This is a genomic window from Dechloromonas hortensis (assembly GCF_009469765.1).
GTDB lineage: Bacteria > Pseudomonadota > Gammaproteobacteria > Burkholderiales > Rhodocyclaceae > Azonexus > Azonexus hortensis.
This window is the reverse complement of record NZ_SSSQ01000008.1, coordinates 67,782-85,677: the sequence shown is the minus strand read 5'-3', so window position 1 is coordinate 85,677 and position 17,896 is coordinate 67,782. Positions and strand designations below refer to the sequence as shown.

At 64.7% G+C, this 17,896-nt stretch carries 20 protein-coding genes; 1 reads left to right on the top strand and 19 read right to left on the bottom strand.

Annotated features, from left to right (window positions below; all coding sequences use genetic code 11):
- Nucleotides 1–31: 31 nt before the first annotated feature.
- Nucleotides 32–877, bottom strand: a complete 846-nt coding sequence (gene rapZ, locus GH663_RS13710; RefSeq protein WP_153132283.1) for an RNase adapter RapZ — start codon at nt 875–877, stop codon at nt 32–34.
- Nucleotides 878–948: 71 nt separating this feature from the next.
- Here rapZ and GH663_RS13705 point away from each other — a divergent pair, with 71 nt between their 5' ends.
- On the top strand, nt 949–2,124 hold the full coding sequence (locus GH663_RS13705; RefSeq protein WP_153132282.1) for a M20 aminoacylase family protein: 1,176 nt from the start codon (nt 949–951) through the stop codon (nt 2,122–2,124).
- Between the two features lie 7 nt (nt 2,125–2,131).
- On the opposite strand, the gene GH663_RS13700 is transcribed toward GH663_RS13705, so the two are convergent.
- The 18 genes from GH663_RS13700 to GH663_RS13615 form a co-directional block, all read right to left on the bottom strand.
- Nucleotides 2,132–3,049 (bottom strand): MBL fold metallo-hydrolase, encoded by a 918-nt coding sequence (locus GH663_RS13700; protein WP_153132281.1) that lies wholly within the window; start codon nt 3,047–3,049, stop codon nt 2,132–2,134.
- Nucleotides 3,046–3,222, bottom strand: coding sequence for a DUF1289 domain-containing protein (locus GH663_RS21005; protein ID WP_170291426.1), 177 nt, complete (start codon nt 3,220–3,222; stop codon nt 3,046–3,048). Before GH663_RS21005 ends, GH663_RS13700 begins: the two co-directional genes overlap by 4 nt.
- A gap of 4 nt (nt 3,223–3,226) precedes the next feature.
- Complete coding sequence (locus tag GH663_RS13690) at nt 3,227–3,430, bottom strand: DUF1289 domain-containing protein (RefSeq protein WP_153132279.1); 204 nt, start codon at nt 3,428–3,430, stop codon at nt 3,227–3,229.
- Nucleotides 3,431–4,420 (bottom strand): hypothetical protein, encoded by a 990-nt coding sequence (locus GH663_RS13685; RefSeq protein ID WP_153132278.1) that lies wholly within the window; start codon nt 4,418–4,420, stop codon nt 3,431–3,433. It abuts the gene before it with no gap.
- Nucleotides 4,417–5,322 carry a hydroxymethylglutaryl-CoA lyase gene (locus tag GH663_RS13680; RefSeq protein ID WP_153132277.1) on the bottom strand — a complete coding sequence of 302 codons (906 nt, stop codon included), beginning with the start codon at nt 5,320–5,322 and terminating at the stop codon, nt 4,417–4,419. The genes GH663_RS13685 and GH663_RS13680 overlap by 4 nt, the downstream gene beginning before the upstream one ends.
- 30 nt (nt 5,323–5,352) lie before the next feature.
- A complete protein-coding gene (locus tag GH663_RS13675) occupies nt 5,353–5,589 on the bottom strand; it encodes a hypothetical protein (RefSeq protein WP_211371150.1) in 237 nt (78 codons plus the stop codon).
- On the bottom strand, nt 5,586–7,583 hold the full coding sequence (locus tag GH663_RS13670) for an acetyl/propionyl/methylcrotonyl-CoA carboxylase subunit alpha (RefSeq protein WP_153132276.1): 1,998 nt from the start codon (nt 7,581–7,583) through the stop codon (nt 5,586–5,588). Before GH663_RS13670 ends, GH663_RS13675 begins: the two co-directional genes overlap by 4 nt.
- Before the next feature lie 2 nt (nt 7,584–7,585).
- Nucleotides 7,586–8,371 (bottom strand): enoyl-CoA hydratase/isomerase family protein, encoded by a 786-nt coding sequence (locus GH663_RS13665; RefSeq protein WP_153132275.1) that lies wholly within the window; start codon nt 8,369–8,371, stop codon nt 7,586–7,588.
- A 10-nt stretch (nt 8,372–8,381) separates the two neighbouring features.
- Nucleotides 8,382–9,989, bottom strand: coding sequence for a carboxyl transferase domain-containing protein (locus tag GH663_RS13660; RefSeq protein WP_153132274.1), 1,608 nt, complete (start codon nt 9,987–9,989; stop codon nt 8,382–8,384).
- Nucleotides 9,990–10,043: 54 nt separating this feature from the next.
- Entirely contained in the window at nt 10,044–10,643 is a 600-nt protein-coding gene (locus GH663_RS13655; RefSeq protein ID WP_153132273.1) for an LOG family protein, read from the bottom strand.
- Between the two features lie 7 nt (nt 10,644–10,650).
- Nucleotides 10,651–11,256, bottom strand: a complete 606-nt coding sequence (locus tag GH663_RS13650) for a 2-hydroxychromene-2-carboxylate isomerase (protein ID WP_153132272.1) — start codon at nt 11,254–11,256, stop codon at nt 10,651–10,653.
- A 69-nt stretch (nt 11,257–11,325) separates the two neighbouring features.
- On the bottom strand, nt 11,326–12,462 hold the full coding sequence (locus tag GH663_RS13645) for an acyl-CoA dehydrogenase family protein (RefSeq protein WP_153132271.1): 1,137 nt from the start codon (nt 12,460–12,462) through the stop codon (nt 11,326–11,328).
- Complete coding sequence (locus GH663_RS13640; protein WP_153132270.1) at nt 12,462–13,373, bottom strand: DMT family transporter; 912 nt, start codon at nt 13,371–13,373, stop codon at nt 12,462–12,464. Before GH663_RS13640 ends, GH663_RS13645 begins: the two co-directional genes overlap by 1 nt.
- The gene (locus tag GH663_RS13635) at nt 13,374–14,564 is read right to left on the bottom strand and encodes an acetyl-CoA C-acyltransferase (RefSeq protein WP_153132269.1); all 1,191 of its coding nucleotides are present in this window, start codon (nt 14,562–14,564) and stop codon (nt 13,374–13,376) included.
- Between the two features lie 28 nt (nt 14,565–14,592).
- Nucleotides 14,593–15,741, bottom strand: coding sequence for a carbonate dehydratase (can, locus tag GH663_RS13630; protein ID WP_153132268.1), 1,149 nt, complete (start codon nt 15,739–15,741; stop codon nt 14,593–14,595).
- A gap of 54 nt (nt 15,742–15,795) precedes the next feature.
- Complete coding sequence (locus GH663_RS13625; protein WP_153132267.1) at nt 15,796–16,968, bottom strand: isovaleryl-CoA dehydrogenase; 1,173 nt, start codon at nt 16,966–16,968, stop codon at nt 15,796–15,798.
- Between the two features lie 24 nt (nt 16,969–16,992).
- Nucleotides 16,993–17,436 (bottom strand): PaaI family thioesterase, encoded by a 444-nt coding sequence (locus tag GH663_RS13620; protein WP_153132266.1) that lies wholly within the window; start codon nt 17,434–17,436, stop codon nt 16,993–16,995.
- A gap of 52 nt (nt 17,437–17,488) precedes the next feature.
- Nucleotides 17,489–17,881 carry a MerR family transcriptional regulator gene (locus GH663_RS13615; protein WP_153132265.1) on the bottom strand — a complete coding sequence of 131 codons (393 nt, stop codon included), beginning with the start codon at nt 17,879–17,881 and terminating at the stop codon, nt 17,489–17,491.
- Between the last annotated feature and the right edge of the window lie 15 nt (nt 17,882–17,896).

The window sequence follows — 17,896 nt, the reverse complement described above, 5'->3', positions numbered from 1 at the left end:
AAATGGGCAGGCATGCCGAAATTCGGGCCGCTCAACTGCCGGCCAGTGTCCGGTGGCGGACCAGCACGCGGGCGCGCTTGGAAAATTCACGGCTCAGCCATTCGGCGATATACACCGAACGGTGCTGGCCGCCGGTGCAGCCGATGGCGACCGTCAGGTAATTGCGGTTGTCGCGGATGTAGCAGGGCAGCCAGGTGTCGACGAAGTGGGCGATGTCGTCACGCATGCGGCAGACTTCCGTTTCGTTTTCGAGGAAGTTGACGACCGCCTGGTCCTTGCCGGTCAGTGCGCGCAGTTCGGGGTCGTAGTGCGGATTGGGCAGGCAGCGGACATCGAAGACGAGGTCGGCATCGAGCGGAATGCCGTGTTTGAAGCCGAAGGATTCGAACATCAGCGTCAGCCCTTGGCCGGGTTCGGCCTCGATGAACTGACGCACCCACTCGCGTAGCGCATTGGCTTTCAGACCGCTGGTGTCGATGCGATGGCCGAGGTCGGCGATCGGGTCGAGCAGGGCGCGTTCGGCGCGGATTGCCTCTTCCAGCGATTGATCCGGGGTGGCCAGCGGATGCCGGCGGCGCGACTCGGAATAGCGCTTGAGCAGCGTTTCAGTATGCGCGTAGAGGAACAGGACGGTATGCCGCACGCCCTCGTCGGACAGTGTTTTCAGCTTGGCTGGCAGCAGTTCGATGCCGTGGCCGGAACGGCCGTCGATGGCGACTGCCACCTTCTCGGTATTCTCGCCCTGCAGCATGCGGACAAGTACCGTCAACATAACGACCGGCAGGTTGTCTACGCAGTAATAGCCGGCATCTTCGAGCAGGTTGAGGGCGACCGATTTACCGGAGCCGGAGAGGCCGCTAATGAGAATGAGTTCCATGGAGTGCAGCATAATGAACGCGGCGCAGCGCCGCAACCTTCGGCATAATAGAAATAAACAAGGAGACGACCATGCCCCCGACCCTTCCCCTGCTTGACCTGCCTTTTCTCGCCGAATTGACGGCCCAGCGCCGCGATATCCACGCCCATCCGGAGCTCGCTTTCGACGAAAACCGGACGGCCGAACTGGTGGCGCGCGAACTGGAGCGTTACGGCCTGGAGGTTCATCGCGGCATCGCCAAGACTGGCGTCGTCGGCGTGCTGCGGGCCGGCTCGTCGCCGCGCATGATCGGCCTGCGCGCCGACATGGACGCGCTGCCGCTGGCCGAAATGAACGAATTCCCGCATCACTCCCGGCATCAGGGCAAGATGCACGCCTGCGGCCACGACGGCCATACCGCGATGCTGCTCGGCGCGGCCCGCTATCTGGCCGAACATCCCAACTTCGACGGTACGGCCGTCTTCATCTTCCAGCCGGCCGAGGAATCGGAAGGCGGGGCGGCGGTGATGATCGAGGACGGCTTGTTCGAGCGCTTCCCGGTCGAAGCAGTCTATGGCCTGCACAACTGGCCGGGCATCCCGGTCGGCGAAATGATGGTCATGCCGGGGCCGGTGATGGCCGGCACCTGCGCCTTCGAGATCTTCGTGCGCGGTCATGGCTGCCACGCCGCGATGCCGCACCAGGGCGTCGACTCGATCGTCGCCGGGGCGCAACTGGTGCAGGCCCTGCAGACCGTGGTCAGCCGGACGCTGCATCCCTGCGAGTCGGCCGTGGTCAGCGTCACCCAGTTTCATGCCGGCGAAGCCTGGAACATCATTCCGGAAGAGGTCGTGCTGCGCGGCACCATCCGCAGCTTCAAGCCGGAGGTGCAGGACAATATCGAACGCGCTATCGAGCGCCTGTGCAGCGGCATTGCCGCCGCCAACGGGGCGCAGATCAGCGTCCAGTTCGACCATCGCTACCCGCCGACGGTCAACAGTGTTCCGGAGGCAAATTTCTGCCGCGAGGTTGCTGGTTCGGTGTTTGGAGGTGAGCGAGTGCTTACCGACATCCTGCCCTCGATGGGAGCGGAGGACTTCGCCTACATGCTGCGCGAAAAGCCGGGCTGTTACGTCTGGCTTGGCAACGGGCCGGGTACCGGCGGCTGCACGCTGCACAACCCGCATTACGATTTTAACGACGAGTTGCTGACCCTCGGCGTCAATTACTGGGTCAGGCTGATCCAGCAGGCGCTGCCCAAAGCCTGAGTCAGGCTCAGGCGCCGGCGACCAGCCAGCCGTCTTCGCGGCGCAAGGCGTTGACCAGCAGCAGTTCGCGCTCGAGGCGTTCGCTCAGCTTGTCGTCGGGCAGGCTCAGGTAGCGGGCATTGACGTCGACGGCGAAGGGCAGGCTGAGGACGAAGGCTGGGAAATCGGCCTGCGGCAGGCGGCGCCTTTCCAGCATTGCAAACGAGACAATGACCTTGATGGCGTGCCAGGCGAGTTGTTCGATATTGGCCTCGAAATTGCCGAGGCGACGGAAAGCCCGCTCCAGCGCACCGTCGACCGCAGCAAACGGGCGACCGTGGCCGGGAATGACGATGTCGATCGGCAGTTGCGCCAGCATGTCCAGCGTCGCCCGCGTGCTGGCCAGGCCATCGGCCTCGCCGAGCAGTTCCGGGAAGATGACGCCGAAGCCGTTTTCCCACAGCGCATCGCCGGAGATCAGGATGCGTTTTTCCGGGTTGTAGTAGGCCAGCGCTTCCATATCGTGGCCGGGTACGGCCAGCGCCTGCCAGTTGAGGCCGCCGAGTTCCAGTTCGCTGCCGGCGACGAGCAGGCTGTCGTGCTGGAAGCGGGCCGCCTGCTGGCCGAGCGGCGAGAGCAGCAGCGCATCCTCGTCCCATTCGGCAATCACCGCATGGAGGCCGGCCGGGACGATGACTTCGCAGCCGAAACGGGCCTGTACGGCAGCGTTGCCGCCGATGTGATCGGAGTGCGAGTGGGTATTGATCAGCCGGCTCAGGCGGCGACCGTCCAGCGCGTGTTCGACCAGGGCGACGGTCTGCTCGGCGTGCGAGACATAGCCGCTGTCGATCAGTGTCGCAGTGTCGCCCTCGAAAAACAGCACGTTGTTGGCCGACAGCCAGCCGCGCTCGAGGACAAGCAGCGACTCGGGCAGCTGGACGCTCATGCCGGGCTGTCCGGGTCGGTACTGGTCTGGCTGGGGGCGACCACCGGCTGGCTGATTTCGGCGACGATGGTCGGGCTGGCCAGCGGCGGGCGGCCGCAGCCCAGGCAGTAACCGGAGTCGGGGTCGGCCATGCAGATACCGACGCAGGGGTAGAGGTCTTCTTCGTTATTCATGGTTCTATCGCTTGCCATCGCCACGTACTTCGCCGGCCGTCGGGGGCTGCTCCAGTCGGCGCCGGGCGACGGCGGCCAGAATGCCGGCCCGGGTCGCATCGTCGGTCCGCGACCACAGGGTGATTTCGTCGAGGGTGCGGAAACAGCCGGTGCACAGGCCGCTTGTCGCATCCATCTTGCAGATGTTGATACAGGGAGATTGGAGCATTTAGATGAGCATGAAACGGTGTTGCTGATCGCGCACCATTTCAACGGCTTCGAGCGCTTCGTCACGGCTGATTCTGGCGAGCATGGCCAGATGCAGACGCTTGTCGCGGGCAGTTAGTTCCGGAAAGTTGAGGGTTTGCAGGCCGAGATCATTGCTTGGCTGCTCGCTGACCACGCCGAGCCGGTCCACGGTGATGCTGACCGGGCACAACCGAAGGGCGGTTTCGGGGGCCTGCAGGAATTCGGCCAACGCTTCGAGCAGTTGCTCCGGCATCAATGATTCGGCGTTGTCGCGCAACTTGCCGTCGAGATCGTCAAGATGGCGTGTCCGCACCTCGTATTCGTGGCCCGGTGTCGCGCCGCGCAGCACGGTCAGGTGTGCCCGCTCGACCGAAACATCGGCGCGTAGGCCCTCGCGTTCGTGGCGCAATGCGGCAACGTGGGCGTGAAAGGTGTGGAGCAGGCTTTCCAGCGCCTTGCTGCGCAGGCCAGTTAGGGTGGTTTCAAGGTGGCAGCAAGGTTCGACCAGCGTGTGGTCGGAAAAGAAGAGCACCTCCTGCGGCACGTCGCTGCGGATGACATCACCAATCCGCGCCATGCCCAGTTGTTTCTTCTGCTGGCGGCGAGCGGCGAACATGGCATAGAAATGATCGGATTCCCAGCACGACGGTTCGGCGAGAAAGTCGCGTACCGCCTGGCTGCGGCCGAGCATCTGGTCGATATCGTCGGCCGTGGCGAACAGCGCATGGACCAGCGGATCGTTGGCAAAGGACTTGCGGTTGATGTCGATCGGGCCGGGCAGGCCGGCGACCAGGCCATCGCAGTAACCGAGCGCATGCTGCAGCGGGAAGGCGAGGCGTTTTTCGAAATCGCCGGCGGCCTTGAGCATCGGGTCGACCAGTTCGGCCACCCGATCGAGCGCCTTGAGCAGGGCCGGATCGAGGGGCGGGGCGGGTTTTAGTAACTCGGCAACAGCGGAAAAAAGGCTCACTCGGTCCTGGCGCAAAGAGCCCGGCCGGCCTTGGCGCCGTTCGGACGATTGATGGTGCTGGAAATCCAGTCACCGATAGCTGCCAGTTTAGCCAGATCGATGCCGGTTTCAATGCCCAGGCCCTGCAATAAATAGACGACATCCTCGGTCGCGACGTTGCCGGAGGCGCCTTTGGCATAGGGGCAGCCGCCGAGGCCGGCGATCGAACTGTCGAAAACCGCCATGCCCATCTGCAGCGAGGCGTAGATGTTGGCGATCGCCATGCCGTAGGTGTCGTGATAATGACCGGCCAGCCGTTCGATCGGCACCACTTTGGCGCAGGCTTCGATCATGCGCTGGATCGAAGCCGGATTGCCGACGCCGATGGTGTCGCCGAGCGAGACTTCGTAACAGCCCATGTCGTACAAGGTTTTGGCGACGCTGGCGGCCTGCTCGGGAGCGATGGCGCCTTCATAGGGGCAGCCGACGACGCAGGACACATAGCCGCGGACCTTGATTTCCAGCGCACTGGCGGCTGAAACCACCGGTTCGAAGCGTTTCAGGCTCTCGGCAATCGAGCAATTGATGTTTTTGCGCGAAAATGACTCGGAAGCGGCACCAAAAATGGCGACTTCCGTGGCGCCAGCCTGTACGGCACTGTCGAAACCCTGCAAATTGGGCGTCAAAACCGGGTACACCGCCGCCGGGTGCTTGCGTATGCCTTGCATCACCGCCGTGTTGTCGCCCATCTGCGGCACCCATTTCGGCGAGACGAAGGAGGTGGCTTCGATGACGCGCAGGCCGGCTTCGGCCAGGCGGTTGATCAGTTCGATCTTGATTTCGGTCGGGACCACCTGCTTCTCGTTCTGCAGGCCGTCGCGCGGGCCGACTTCGACTATCTTTACTTGGGCGGGAAAGGACATGGCAGGGGCTCGCAAAAGAAGGAACGTGGACTAGGTGCTGCTCGAGGATGATTCGCCGGCCTGAAGCAGGGCGTGCAGATCGAGCGCGCGCAGGGCGCCGACCGCAACTTCCCAGCGCCCTTCGGCGCACAGGCCTTGGGCGCCGGCCGCCTCGTAGGCGGCAACCGCCGCTTCGAGGCAGGCACGGCGCACGGCTTCCGCCAGTTGCTCGGAGCTGTCAGCGGTGCATTGTCCAGCACCGCTGACGGGCAAAGGCGGCGTCTTCACTCGCCCTCGAACTCGACCAGTGCCGCGCCGTCGGCCACCTGTTCGCCGGCCGCGTAGCAGAAGGCCTTGACGACGCCGGCTGCGGGGGCGGTGATGGTGTGCTCCATCTTCATCGCCTCGAGGATCAGCAGCGGCGTGCCTTTGTCGACCTTCTGGCCGGCTTCGGCAAGCAGCGCAACGACCTTGCCGGGCATCGGCGCGGTCAGGCCGCCACCCTGCGCCCCGCCTGCTTCAACGAGATGTAGCGGGTCATCGCGCAGAAGTGAGTACGTGCTACCGTTGAGAAAGATACTGCGCTTGTCGTCGACCGCAAGAACGCTGGCGATCAGCCGGCGGTCGTCGAGTTCGACGGCAAAGGCATCGCCGTCCAGCTTGCGGCCGCGGGCCTGCGTCGTTTCACCATTCAGGGTGATCGACCACTGGTCGCCCCGGTAGCGGACCTGGGCTTCGACCAGCTTGTCACCATCACGGAAGCCGATCATCCGGGCGGCCGACAGGTTCATCCGCCAGCCGTCGCGGGCATGCCACGGTGACCAGGGGTCGCCGCTGTGCTTGGCGGCCAGTTTGGCGGCGTGCTGTTCCCAGAGCAGCTCGCCGACCGTGGCGACGAGCAGTGCGTCGCGCGGCACGGCCTGGGCGGCCGGGAAGAGGAAATCTTTCTGCCGCTCGATCAGGCCGGTGTCGAGATCGGCGCCGGCGAAAGCCGGGCAGCTGACGAGGCGGGACAGGAAGTCGATATTGGTCGTCACGCCGGCCACCCGGTAGTCGGCCAGCGCCTTGCGCATGCGGGCCAGCGCGCCGTCGCGGGTTTCGTCCCAGACGATCAGCTTGGCGATCATCGGGTCGTAGAACGGGGTGATTTCGTCGCCTTCCTCGACCCCGGTATCGACGCGGACATTCAGGCTCTCGGCCGGCGGCAGCAGGCGAACCAGCTGGCCGGTCGAGGGCAGGAAGCCCTTGCTGGCGTCTTCGGCGTAGATGCGGGCTTCCAGCGCGTGACCGCGAATCGGCAATTGTTCCTGGCTGAGCGGCAGCGGCTGGCCAGCGGCGACCCGCAATTGCCATTCGACCAGATCCTGGCCGGTGATCATTTCGGTGACCGGGTGCTCGACCTGCAGGCGGGTGTTCATTTCCATGAAATAGAAGGAACCGTCCTGATTGGCGATGAACTCGACGGTGCCGGCGCCGACATAGCCGACCGCCTTGGCGGCGGCGACGGCGGCTTCGCCCATCTGCCGGCGGCGTTCCAGCGTCATGCCGGGGGCGGGCGCTTCTTCCAGGACTTTCTGGTGGCGGCGCTGCACCGAACAGTCGCGTTCGAACAGGTAGACGCAGTTGCCCAGCGTATCGGCGAAGACCTGGATTTCGATATGGCGCGGCCGGGTAATGTATTTCTCGATCAGCACGTGCTCGTTGCCGAAGCTGGAGGCGGCTTCACGCTTGCAGGAAGCGAGCGCGTCGGGGAAGTCCTCGCTTTGCTCGACCAGGCGCATGCCCTTGCCGCCGCCACCGGCCGCCGCCTTGATCAGCACCGGGTAACCGATCTGGTCGGCTTCCTGGTGCAGCAATTTGGGCGTCTGGTCGTCGCCGTGGTAACCCGGGGTCAGCGGTACGGCAGCGTTGCCCATCAGTTTCTTGGCTTCGGACTTCGAGCCCATGGCGCGAATGGCCGAAGCCGGCGGGCCGATGAAGGTGATGCCGCTGGCGGCCAGCGCATCGGCGAAAGCGGCATTCTCGGACAGGAAGCCGTAGCCGGGATGCACGGCCTGGGCACCGGTGCGCTTGCAGGCTTCGATGATCTTGTCGGCGACCAGGTAAGACTCGCGGGCGGCGGCCGGACCGAGCAGCACGGCCTCGTCGGCCAGCCGTACGTGGCGGGCATTTGCGTCGGCCTCGGAATAGACGGCGACGGTGCGGATGCCCATGCGGCGGGCGGTTTTAATTACCCGGCAAGCAATTTCGCCGCGGTTCGCGATAAGGATTTTGTTGAACATGCTTATTCCCCAATCCAGCTGGGTGAGCGTTTGTCGAGGAAGGCGGCGATGCCTTCGCGGGCTTCCGGCGTGGCACGCAGGTGGGCGATGCGGTGCGCGGTTTCCTCGACCAGCGTTTCGTTGATCAGCTGGCCGTTGACCGCACGGATCAGGTCCTTGGCGGCGGCCTGGGCGAGCGGGCCGCCCTGCAGCAGCGCGTCGACGATTTCCTGCACCTTGGCGTCGAGTTGTTCCGGTTCGACCGTTTCATGGACGAGGCCGAGTTCGCGAGCGCGGGCAGCATCGATCCGTTCGGCCGACTGAAAGTAGCGGGTCGCCTGGCGGGCGCCGATGGCGCGCAGCACGTAGGGCGAAATGGCCGACGGGATGATGCCGAACTTGACTTCGGAGGTGGCGAACAGCGCCTTGCTCGAAGCGACCGCGATGTCGCAGGCGGCGGCCAGCCCCATGCCGCCGCCGAGGGCGGCGCCCTGGACGCGGGCAATGGTCGGTTTCTTCATCTCGGCCAGCGTGCGCAGCATCTTGGCCAGGGCGCGAGCGTCGTTCAGGTTGTCGTCGACGCCGTTGTTGGCGGCGCGTTTCATCCAGTTGAGGTCGGCGCCGGCCGAGAAGCTCTTGCCGCGCCCGGCGAGAACAACGGCACGAATGTCCGGGTCGGCGTCGAGGGCGATGCAGGCGGCGGTCAGTTCGGCGATCAGCAGTTCGTCGAAGGCGTTGTGCAGCTCGGGCCGGTTCATCCAGATGGTGGCGACCGGGCCGTTCAGTTCGATTTCCAGGGTCATGAACATGGTGCGCTCCTTACATCCGGAAGATGCCGAATTTGGTTTCTTCGGCCGGGGCATTCATCGAGGCCGACAGGCCGAGGCCAAGGACGCGGCGGGTGTCGGCCGGGTCGATGATGCCGTCGTCCCAGAGGCGGGCCGAGGCATAGTAGGGGTGGCCCTGCGTCTCGTACTGCTCGCGGATCGGCGCCTTGAAGGCGGCTTCCTCCTCGGCCGTCCACGTCTTGCCGGCCGCTTCCAGGCCGTCGCGCTTGACGGTAGCCAGTACGCCGGCCGCCTGTTCGCCGCCCATCACCGAAATGCGGGCGTTCGGCCACATCCACAGGAAGCGCGGCGAGTAGGCGCGGCCGCACATGCCGTAGTTGCCGGCGCCGAACGAGCCGCCGATGACGACGGTGAATTTCGGCACCTTGGCGGTAGCGACCGCCGTCACCATCTTGGCGCCGTCGCGGGCGATGCCGCCGTTTTCGTACTTGCGGCCGACCATGAAGCCGGTGATGTTCTGCAGGAAAACCAGCGGAATGCCGCGCTGGGCGCACAGTTCGATGAAATGGGCGCCTTTCAGCGCCGATTCCGAGAACAGTATCCCGTTGTTGGCGACGATGCCGACCGGGTAGCCGTAGATGCGGGCGAAGCCGCAGACCAGCGTCGTCCCGTAGCGCGCCTTGAATTCGTCGAAATCGGAGTCATCGACGATGCGGGCGATGATCTCGCGGACGTCGAACGGCTTCTTGCTGTCGGTCGGAATGACGCCGTACAGCTCACCACTCGGGTAGCGCGGCTCGACCGGTGCGGTCAACGTCACCGGCGGGGCCTTTTTCCAGTTGAGGTCCTTGATGATGCGGCGGGCAATGGCCAGCGCGTGCGCATCGTTCTCGGCCAGATGGTCGACGACGCCGGAAATCCGGGTATGGACGTCGGCGCCGCCCAAATCTTCGGCCGACACCACTTCGCCGGTCGCTGCCTTGACCAGCGGCGGGCCGCCCAAAAAGATGGTGCCCTGGTTCTTGACGATGATCGACTCGTCGCACATGGCCGGCACGTAGGCGCCACCGGCGGTGCACGAGCCGAGCACGGCGGCAATCTGCGGAATGCCCTGGGCCGACAGGTTGGCCTGGTTGAAGAAGATGCGGCCGAAATGTTCCTTGTCCGGGAAGACTTCGTCCTGCATGGGCAGGAAGGCGCCACCGGAGTCGACCAGATAGACGCAGGGCAGGCGGTTTTCCAGCGCGATTTCCTGGGCCCGCAGATGCTTTTTCACCGTCAGCGGGTAATAGGTGCCGCCCTTCACGGTCGCGTCGTTGGCGACGATCATGCATTCGACGCCTTCGACGCGGCCAATGCCGGCGATCACCGAGGCGGCCGGGACATCGCCGCCATACATGCCATACGCTGCGAATTGTCCTATCTCGAGGAAGGGCGTGCCGGGGTCGAGCAGGCCATTGACCCGCTCGCGCGGTAGCAGCTTGCCACGGGCCAGATGCTTCTGGCGCGCCGCTTCCGGACCGCCGAGGGCGATCTTGTCGACCTTTTCATGCAGGTCGGCAACCACCGTCCGCATGGCGTCCGCGTTGGCCTGAAAGTCGGCCGATCGCGGGTTCAGTTGGGTTTTCAGTACGGTCATGTCTCCTCGCTTTTTTGTCGTATCCGTTGCCTGAACAAATTGTCTTGTGCAGCCCTACAACTGCTTTTCCTCTTTCAGCCACTTGCTGACCGGTTCCGGCCTGTAGGCCGCCATCGCGTCGAGCAGCCGCTCGAGGTCGGTGTCGGCCAGTGCCATCGCGCGGTTCTGCTGGCGCAGGAAACCTTCGCCGACGGCCTGCTCGAACAACGCCAGCAGCGGGTCGTAGAAGCCATTGACGTTGAGCAGGCCCATCGGTTTCACGTGGAACCCGAGCTGGCCCCAGGTCAGCACTTCGCAGAATTCCTCGAAGGTCCCGAAGCCGCCGGGCAGGGCGATGAAGCCGTCGGCCAGTTCGGCCATCCGCGCCTTGCGGGTATGCATCGAATCGACCACTTCGAGCCGGGTCAGTGCCCGGTGGTCGACCGGGCGGCCGGCCACTTCCTTGCCCATCAGGGCTTCGGGAATGATGCCGATCACTGTGCCGCCGGCGGCCAGGCAGGCATCGGCGACGGCGCCCATCAGGCCGATGTTGCCGCCGCCGTAGACCAGTTCGATGCCGCGGGCGGCCAGCAGACGGCCGAGTTTTTCGGCTTCGTCACGGTAGATCGGGTTGGTGCCGGCATTCGAGCCGCAGAAGACGCAGATTCTTTCCATGGTGTTCTCAGAAGCCGCCGGTTGCGAGCCACTGCTCGATCTGCGGCAGGCGGTCGGCGCCGAAGAAAGCCTCGCCGTCGATGATGACGTGCGGCGAGCCGAAGACGCCGGCAGCGATGGCGCCATCGACTTCACTCTTGAGGCGGGCCTTGATCTCCGGGCTTTGCAGCGCGGCGGCGAGAGTGGCGCGGTCGACGCCCAGTTTTTCGGCAATATCGAGCACGGTATCGGGTGCCGAAATGTCACGGTCGTCGACGAAGAAGGCGCGATAGACGGCGCGGGCAAATTGCCGGGCCAGCACGCCGTCCTGGCCGTCAAGCCAGTAGAAGGCGCGGGCGGCATTCTGGGTCGGCAGCGGGAAGCGGCTCGGCGGGTTGTAGGGCAGGCCGAGGAAGCGGGCCGAACGATGGAAGTCGCGCAGCATGTAGGTGCCCTTGCTGCTGACGCCATCGGCCGGCGGCCGCGAGCCGGTGGCGTGGAAGATGACGCCGAGCAGGATCGGGTGCCAGTTGACCTGGCGGCCGTGGCGGGCGGCGACAGCGTCGATCTTCTCGGCCATCAGGTAGCCGTAGGGGCTGGAAAAATCGAAATAGAAGTCGATTGCGGCGGACATGCTTTGTCTCCTTGGGGGGCGGTCGCAGGCATTTTTGTGTTTTTTAGCCCGTCGACCGCAGGGGTTTGCCTAGTCGGCCAGCACGGCGCGGGCGATGACCAGTTTCTGGATTTCGGAAGCGCCTTCGTAGATCTGGCAGACGCGGACATCACGATAGATGCGCTCGACCGGGAAATCGGCCGTCACACCGTAACCGCCGTGCACCTGGATGGCGTCGGAACAGACTTTCTCGGCCATCTGCGAGGCGAACAGCTTGGCCTGCGAGGCCTCCTTCAAACACGGCAGGCCAGCGTCGCGCAGCGCGGCGGCATGCCAGACGGCCTGGCGGGCGACGTCGATCTGGGTCGCCATGTCGGCCAGCATGAAGGCGATCGCCTGATGCTCGGTCAGTGGCTTGCCGAAGGAGGTGCGCTCCTTGGCGTAGCGTACGGCGGCTTCGAGCGCGGCACGGGCCATGCCGATCGACTGGGCGGCGATGCCGATGCGGCCGCCTTCGAGGTTGGAGAGGGCGATCTTGTAGCCTTCGCCTTCCTTGCCGAGCAGGTTGGCGGCCGGAATACGGCAGTTCTCGAATAGGATCTGCGCGGTATCGGAAGCGTGCTGGCCGATCTTCTCTTCCAGGCGGGCGACGATGTAGCCAGGGTTGGCAGTCGGCACCAGGAAAGTCGAAATGCCCTTCTTGCCTGCCGCCTTGTCGGTAACCGCGAAGACGATGGCGACATCGCCCTCCTTGCCGGTGGTGATGAACTGCTTGACGCCATTCAGCACCCACTCGTCGCCTTCGCGGCGGGCCGTGGTGGTGATGGCACCGGCGTCGGAGCCGACGTGCGGTTCGGTCAGGCAGAAGCAGCCGAGCTTTTCACCACGGGCCAGCGGCTTCAGCCATTCTTCCTTCAAGGCATCCGAGCCGTACTTGAGCAGGATCATGCAGGCCAGCGAGTTCTGCACGCTGACGATGGTCGAGGTGGCGCCATCGGCGGCGGCGATTTCCTCGATCGCCAGGCCGAGTTCGAGATAGCCGAGGCCGGCGCCGTCCCATTCTTCCGGGACGACCATGCCGAGCACGCCGAGTTCGGCCAGGCCGTTGAGGGCGGCGCGCGGGAAAGTGTGGTTCTTGTCCCAGTCGGCGGCGAAGGGGGCGATCTGTTCCTGCGCGTAAGCGCGGATCGAGTCGCGGATCATTTCCTGTTCTTGCGTGAGAATCATTATTTACTTTCCAGAGAGGTCTTTTTCAGGGTGGTCAGCCAGACGCCGGCAATGACCAGCAGGCCGCCCGCCAGTACCGGCAGGCCGAGCCGCTCGTCGAGCAGGACGGCCGCCTGCAGCACGGCAAAGACGGGAACCAGATTGATGAAAACGGCAGCCTGGCCGGCGCCGATCCGGTGCACCGCAGCGGTGAACCAGGTGTAGGCGATGGCCGTGCCGAAAATGGCGAGGAAAAGCAGGCTGGCCCAGACGCGCCACGACCAGGCGGCGAGCTCGATGTCGCCCTGGAAGAGCGCGGCCAGACCGAGCAGCAGGGCGCCGCTCAGGCTGGCGTAGAGCGTCGTGGCGATCGGCGTAAAGGTTCGCGTCGCCTGCCAGCCGATGAAGGTGTAGGCCGTCCAGCTCGCGACGCAGCCGAGGATGAGCAGTTCGCCGAGGCCGACCGAGCCGTGCAGCAGGGCGAGCGGGTCGCCGTTGCCGATCACGGTCAGGCAGCCGGCCAGCGCGATGACGCTACCCAGGGCCTTGCGCGGCGTCATTCCTTCCTTGCCGGTCAACCAGGCGGCGATCACGATCACCACCGGGTTGAGGGCGACGACCAGGGCGCCGCGCCCGGCCGGAATGTGGCGCAGGCCGAAGAAGAAGCACAGGCCATAAAGGAAGATGCCGAAGAAGCCGAGCGCCCAGATCAGGCCCCATTCCCGGGCGCCCTGCGGCACCTGGATGCCGCCTTCGGCATAGAGGGCGACGCCGGCCATCAGCAGCGCGGCGAGCAGGAAGCGCAGGGCGGCCACGGCGAGCGGGGCCGACAGCTCCTGCGCGACGATGCGTCCGGCGATCCAGGTGCCGCCCCACATGGCCATGGCTGCTACCAGCTTGACGTAGGTGAACGAAGGCGCCCGTTGCGGCAATTACAGCATTTCCACGGCGAGGGCCGTGGCTTCGCCGCCACCGATACAGAGCGAGGCGATGCCGCGCTGCTTGCCGTACTTCTTCAGCGCGCCGAGCAGGGTGACGACGATGCGGGCACCGGAGGCGCCGATCGGGTGACCGAGGGCACAGGCGCCGCCGTGCACGTTGACCTTGGCCGGATCGAGCTTCAGGTCGTGCAGCGCGGCCATCGTGACGACGGCGAAGGCTTCGTTAATTTCCCACAGGTCGACGCTGTCCACGCTCCAGCCGGTCTTGGCCAGCAGCTTCTGCATGGCGCCGACCGGGGCGGACGGGAAGAGGGCGGGTGTGCCGGCATTGGTGGTGTGGCCGACGATGCGGGCAATCGGCTTGAGGCCGAGTTCGGCCGCCTTCGAGGCGCGCATCAGGACCATGGCGGCGGCGCCGTCGGAAATCGACGAGGAATTGGCGGCGGTGACCGTGCCATCCTTCTTGAAGGCCGGCTTCAAAGTCGGGATTTTTTCGACGTTGACCGCAAACGGGCCTTCGTCCTTGTCGATGACGACATCGCCCTTGCGCCCGGCGACGGTGACCGGGGCGATTTCCCAGGCAAAGGAACCGTTGTCGCTGGCTTCCTTGGCGCGGGTGGTCGAGCGGACGGCGAATTCATCCTGTGCTTCGCGGCTGAAGCCGTAGCTGCCGGCGCAGTCTTCGGCGAAGGTGCCCATCAGGCGGCCGCGGGTTTCCTTGGAATACGCGTCTTCCAGGCCATCCATGAACATGTGGTCGATGACCTGGCCGTGGCCGAGACGGAAGCCGCCGCGCGCCTTGGGCAGCAGGTAGGGGGCATTGGTCATCGATTCCATGCCACCGACGACGGTGATGGCGTTCGAACCGGCGAGCAGGCCGTCGTGGCCGATCATCGTCGCCTTCATGCCGGAACCGCAGACCTTGCTGACCATCGCGCAGCCGGCCGAGAGCGGCAGACCGGCGAGCAGCGCTGCCTGGCGGACCGGTGCCTGGCCGACGCCGGCCGGCAGGACGCAGCCCATCAGCACTTCCTCGACCAGATTGGCATCGATGCCGGCCCGCTCGACGGCGGCCTTGATGGCGACGGCACCGAGCTGCGGGCCGCTCAGGCCGGCGAAGCCGCCCTGAAAGCTGCCCATCGGGGTACGGGCGGCGGAAACGATAACGATCGGGTCATTCATGCTGATTTCTCCTGAGTGCTTGTTATGGCTAAGCTTCCAACGCCTTCAAGGCGGCGTCGTAGCGGGTGGGTAAATCTTCGGGGCAATCGATGGTGATGCCGAGATCGTGCATCAGGCCATCCTTCAGGCCATAAATCCAGCCGTGGATGGTCAACTCCTGGCCGCGCTGCCAGGCGTCGCGCACGATCGGGTTATGCGACACATTGACCACTTGCTCGAGCACGTTCAGCTCGCATAGGCGGTCGTGGCGCTGGGCTTCCGGCAGGCTGTCGACGGCCGCCAGGTGCTTGTTGTGCACGTCCTGGACATGGCGCAGCCAGAGGTCGACGATGCCGACCCGCGCCTTGTTCAGTGCGGCCTGGACGCCGCCGCAGCCATAGTGGCCGACGACCATGATGTGCTTGACCTTGAGGACGTCGACGGCGTACTGGATCACCGACAGGCAGTTGAGGTCGGTATGGACGACGACGTTGGCGACATTGCGATGGACGAACACTTCGCCCGGCAGCAGGCCGACGATCTGGTTGGCCGGGACGCGCGAGTCGGAGCAGCCGATCCACAGGAATTCCGGGGCCTGCAGCTTGGACAGCTTGTTGAAGTAGGTCGGGTCGACTTCCTGCATGCGCTGCGCCCAGGCGCGGTTGAAGTCGAACAGGTGGGAGAGGTTCTCGTTGCGGATTTCCTCTTCCGACCAGTTGTCGAGGTCGAGCGCCAGAAACATCGTGCCTTCGACCGGCGTCTGGTAGTAGTTCGGGGCCTCGGTGAAGCCCAGTTCGCGGTACAGCTTCACGGCCATCCGCATGTTGGGCAGGGTGTCGATGATCAGCTTGCGGTAGCCGATTTCCTTGGCCGCCTTGATCGCTGCCAGCGCCAGCGTCGCGCCGATGCCCTGGCCGCGCACTTCCGGATCGACGTAGAGGCGCTTCATCTCGCAGACGCCGTCGCTGTCGCTGAGTGGGCGGACGCCGACACAGCCCGCCGGTCGACCGTCGATTTCGGCAAAAAACAGGCGTCCTTCCGGGGCCGAGTAGGCGCCGGGCAGCGAGGCCATTTCCTGCTCGAAGTTCTGGTAGGACAGGTCGACGCCCAGCCAGGCCGCGTAGTTGCGGAAAAACTGGCGAACCTGTTCCAGCGCTTCGCTATCGTTGGCGGTGAGGGTGCGTAGGGTAACGGACATGCTGTTGAGCTCCTGTTGCGGTGCCCCCGGTCCGGGGGCGCCGGCGGGAGCTGTTTATGCGGTTTCGGCGAAAAGTTCGCGACCAATCAGCATTCTACGGATTTCGGAGGTGCCTGCTCCGATCTCATAGAGCTTGGCATCGCGCCACAGGCGGCCGGTTGCGTACTCGTTGGTGTAGCCGACGCCGCCCAGCGTCTGGATCGCCTCGCCGGCCATCCAGGTCGCCTTTTCGGCGGAATAGAGAATGGCGCCGGCGGCATCCTTGCGCAGCGTCCGGGCGTGGTCGGTCGCATCGCAGGCGCGGCCGACGGCATAGACATAGGCGCGGTTGGCCATCCAGGTCGAATACATGTCGGCGACCTTGCCCTGCATCAGCTGGAACTCGCCGATCGCCTGGCCGAACTGCTTGCGCTCGTGGAGGAAGGGGACGACGATATCCATGCAGGCCGCCATGATGCCGAGCGGGCCGCCGCAGAGCACGGCGCGCTCGTAGTCGAGGCCGGACATCAATACCTTGGTGCCGTTGCCGACGCCGCCCAGCACGTTTTCTTCCGGCACTTCGCAGTCATCGAAGAACAGAGGGAAGGTATTGGAGCCGCGCATGCCCAGCTTATCGAGATGGGTGCCGTGGCTGAAGCCCTTGAAGCCCTTTTCGACGATGAAGGCGGTCATCCCCTTGGCCCCGGCGGCGAGGTCGGTCTTGGCGTAGACGACCAGGGTGTCGGCATCGCCGCCGTTGGTGATCCACATCTTGGAACCGTTCAACACATAACGGTCGCCCTTCTTGTCGGCCTTCAACTTCATCGAGACGACGTCGGAGCCGGCGTTCGGCTCGGACATCGCCAGCGCTCCAACGTGTTCGCCGGAGATCAGTTTCGGCAAGTATTTCTGGCGCTGCGCTTCCGTTCCGTTGCGGCGAATCTGGTTTACGCACAAATTCGAGTGTGCACCGTAGGACAGGCCGACCGAGGCCGAGGCGCGGGAAATTTCCTCGAGCGCGACGATGTGGGCGAGGTAGCCCATGTTGGTGCCACCGTATTCCTCGCCGGCCGTCATGCCGAGCAGGCCCATGTCGCCGAACTTTTTCCAAAGGTCGGCCGGGAATTCGTTAAGGCGGTCGATTTCCGCGGCGCGCGGGGCGATTTCGGCGTCGGCAAAGGCCTTCACCGCATCGCGCAGCATGTTGATGTCTTGGCCGAGGCCGAAGTCGAGGCTGGGAATGTTCATATGGTTTGTCTCCGTCTTTTAAGTTTATTTTTCCGTCTTGCCGTGCATGACCATGATGGTCTGCTGCATCAGCGCGCACAGGGTTTCCTGGCCGTCTTTCAAGGCGAAGACTTCGGCCTGGGTAATGATCAGTGTCCGGCCCGGCCGCACGACCTTGCCGCGGGCGATAAGTTGCTCGCCGTCGGCCGGCGCGACCAGGTTCATCTTGTATTCCACGGTCAGCACCGAGGCGGTCGGCGACACCATGGTCATCGCCGCATAGCCGGCGGCTGAGTCGGCAATCATGCCGACCACGCCGCCATGCACGAAGCCGTGCTGCTGTTCGACGCCTTGCCAGTGCGGCAGGTGAATTTCGGTCCGGCCGTGCTCGATCACCGGCAGGCTGGCACGGATCAGGCTCATGGCGTTCTGCCGCTCGAAACTGGCGCGGACACGTTCGGCGAAATGCGGATCGGAAATTCGATTCATGGTGTGATTGTATTTACGTTGACGTTAACGTCAACTGGTTGTTCGAAAAATTTCAGACGCCATCGCGGCGGGCCAGTTCCTGCTGGCATTGCTGTTCGAACTGAGCAATTTCGGCCAGCATCGCCTCGATGTCTTCGCGTTGCTGCTCGAGGGCCTGGCGCCGGCTCGACATGATGCGCAGACATTCCATGAGCTGCGGCGTTTCGTCCTCGGTCGAGTTGTACATCCCGATCAGGTCCTTGATCTCGGCCAGCGACAGGCCGAGCCGCTTGCCGCGCAGCGCCATCTTCAGGCGGGCCCGGTCGCGGCGGTTGAATATGCGCTTGCTGCCTTCGCGGGCAGGCGACAGGATGCCCTGGTCCTCCCAGAAACGGATGGTGCGCGGGGTGATGCCGAACTCGCGGGCGAGGTCGGAAATGGCGAAAGTGATGGCCGGTTGGCTCAAGCTTGTCTCCTTGCA

What these genes read in the sequence shown, in the direction of transcription:
- rapZ (WP_153132283.1), bottom strand. Translation starts at nt 877, where the DNA reads ATGGAACTCATTCTCATTAGCGGCCTCTCCGGCTCCGGTAAATCGGTC.
- GH663_RS13705 (WP_153132282.1), top strand. Translation starts at nt 949, where the DNA reads ATGCCCCCGACCCTTCCCCTGCTTGACCTGCCTTTTCTCGCCGAATTG.
- GH663_RS13700 (WP_153132281.1), bottom strand. Translation starts at nt 3,049, where the DNA reads ATGAGCGTCCAGCTGCCCGAGTCGCTGCTTGTCCTCGAGCGCGGCTGG.
- GH663_RS21005 (WP_170291426.1), bottom strand. Translation starts at nt 3,222, where the DNA reads ATGAATAACGAAGAAGACCTCTACCCCTGCGTCGGTATCTGCATGGCC.
- GH663_RS13690 (WP_153132279.1), bottom strand. Translation starts at nt 3,430, where the DNA reads ATGCTCCAATCTCCCTGTATCAACATCTGCAAGATGGATGCGACAAGC.
- GH663_RS13680 (WP_153132277.1), bottom strand. Translation starts at nt 5,322, where the DNA reads ATGTCCTTTCCCGCCCAAGTAAAGATAGTCGAAGTCGGCCCGCGCGAC.
- GH663_RS13670 (WP_153132276.1), bottom strand. Translation starts at nt 7,583, where the DNA reads ATGTTCAACAAAATCCTTATCGCGAACCGCGGCGAAATTGCTTGCCGG.
- GH663_RS13665 (WP_153132275.1), bottom strand. Translation starts at nt 8,371, where the DNA reads ATGTTCATGACCCTGGAAATCGAACTGAACGGCCCGGTCGCCACCATC.
- GH663_RS13660 (WP_153132274.1), bottom strand. Translation starts at nt 9,989, where the DNA reads ATGACCGTACTGAAAACCCAACTGAACCCGCGATCGGCCGACTTTCAG.
- GH663_RS13655 (WP_153132273.1), bottom strand. Translation starts at nt 10,643, where the DNA reads ATGGAAAGAATCTGCGTCTTCTGCGGCTCGAATGCCGGCACCAACCCG.
- GH663_RS13650 (WP_153132272.1), bottom strand. Translation starts at nt 11,256, where the DNA reads ATGTCCGCCGCAATCGACTTCTATTTCGATTTTTCCAGCCCCTACGGC.
- GH663_RS13645 (WP_153132271.1), bottom strand. Translation starts at nt 12,462, where the DNA reads ATGATTCTCACGCAAGAACAGGAAATGATCCGCGACTCGATCCGCGCT.
- GH663_RS13635 (WP_153132269.1), bottom strand. Translation starts at nt 14,564, where the DNA reads ATGAATGACCCGATCGTTATCGTTTCCGCCGCCCGTACCCCGATGGGC.
- can (WP_153132268.1), bottom strand. Translation starts at nt 15,741, where the DNA reads ATGTCCGTTACCCTACGCACCCTCACCGCCAACGATAGCGAAGCGCTG.
- GH663_RS13625 (WP_153132267.1), bottom strand. Translation starts at nt 16,968, where the DNA reads ATGAACATTCCCAGCCTCGACTTCGGCCTCGGCCAAGACATCAACATG.
- GH663_RS13620 (WP_153132266.1), bottom strand. Translation starts at nt 17,436, where the DNA reads ATGAATCGAATTTCCGATCCGCATTTCGCCGAACGTGTCCGCGCCAGT.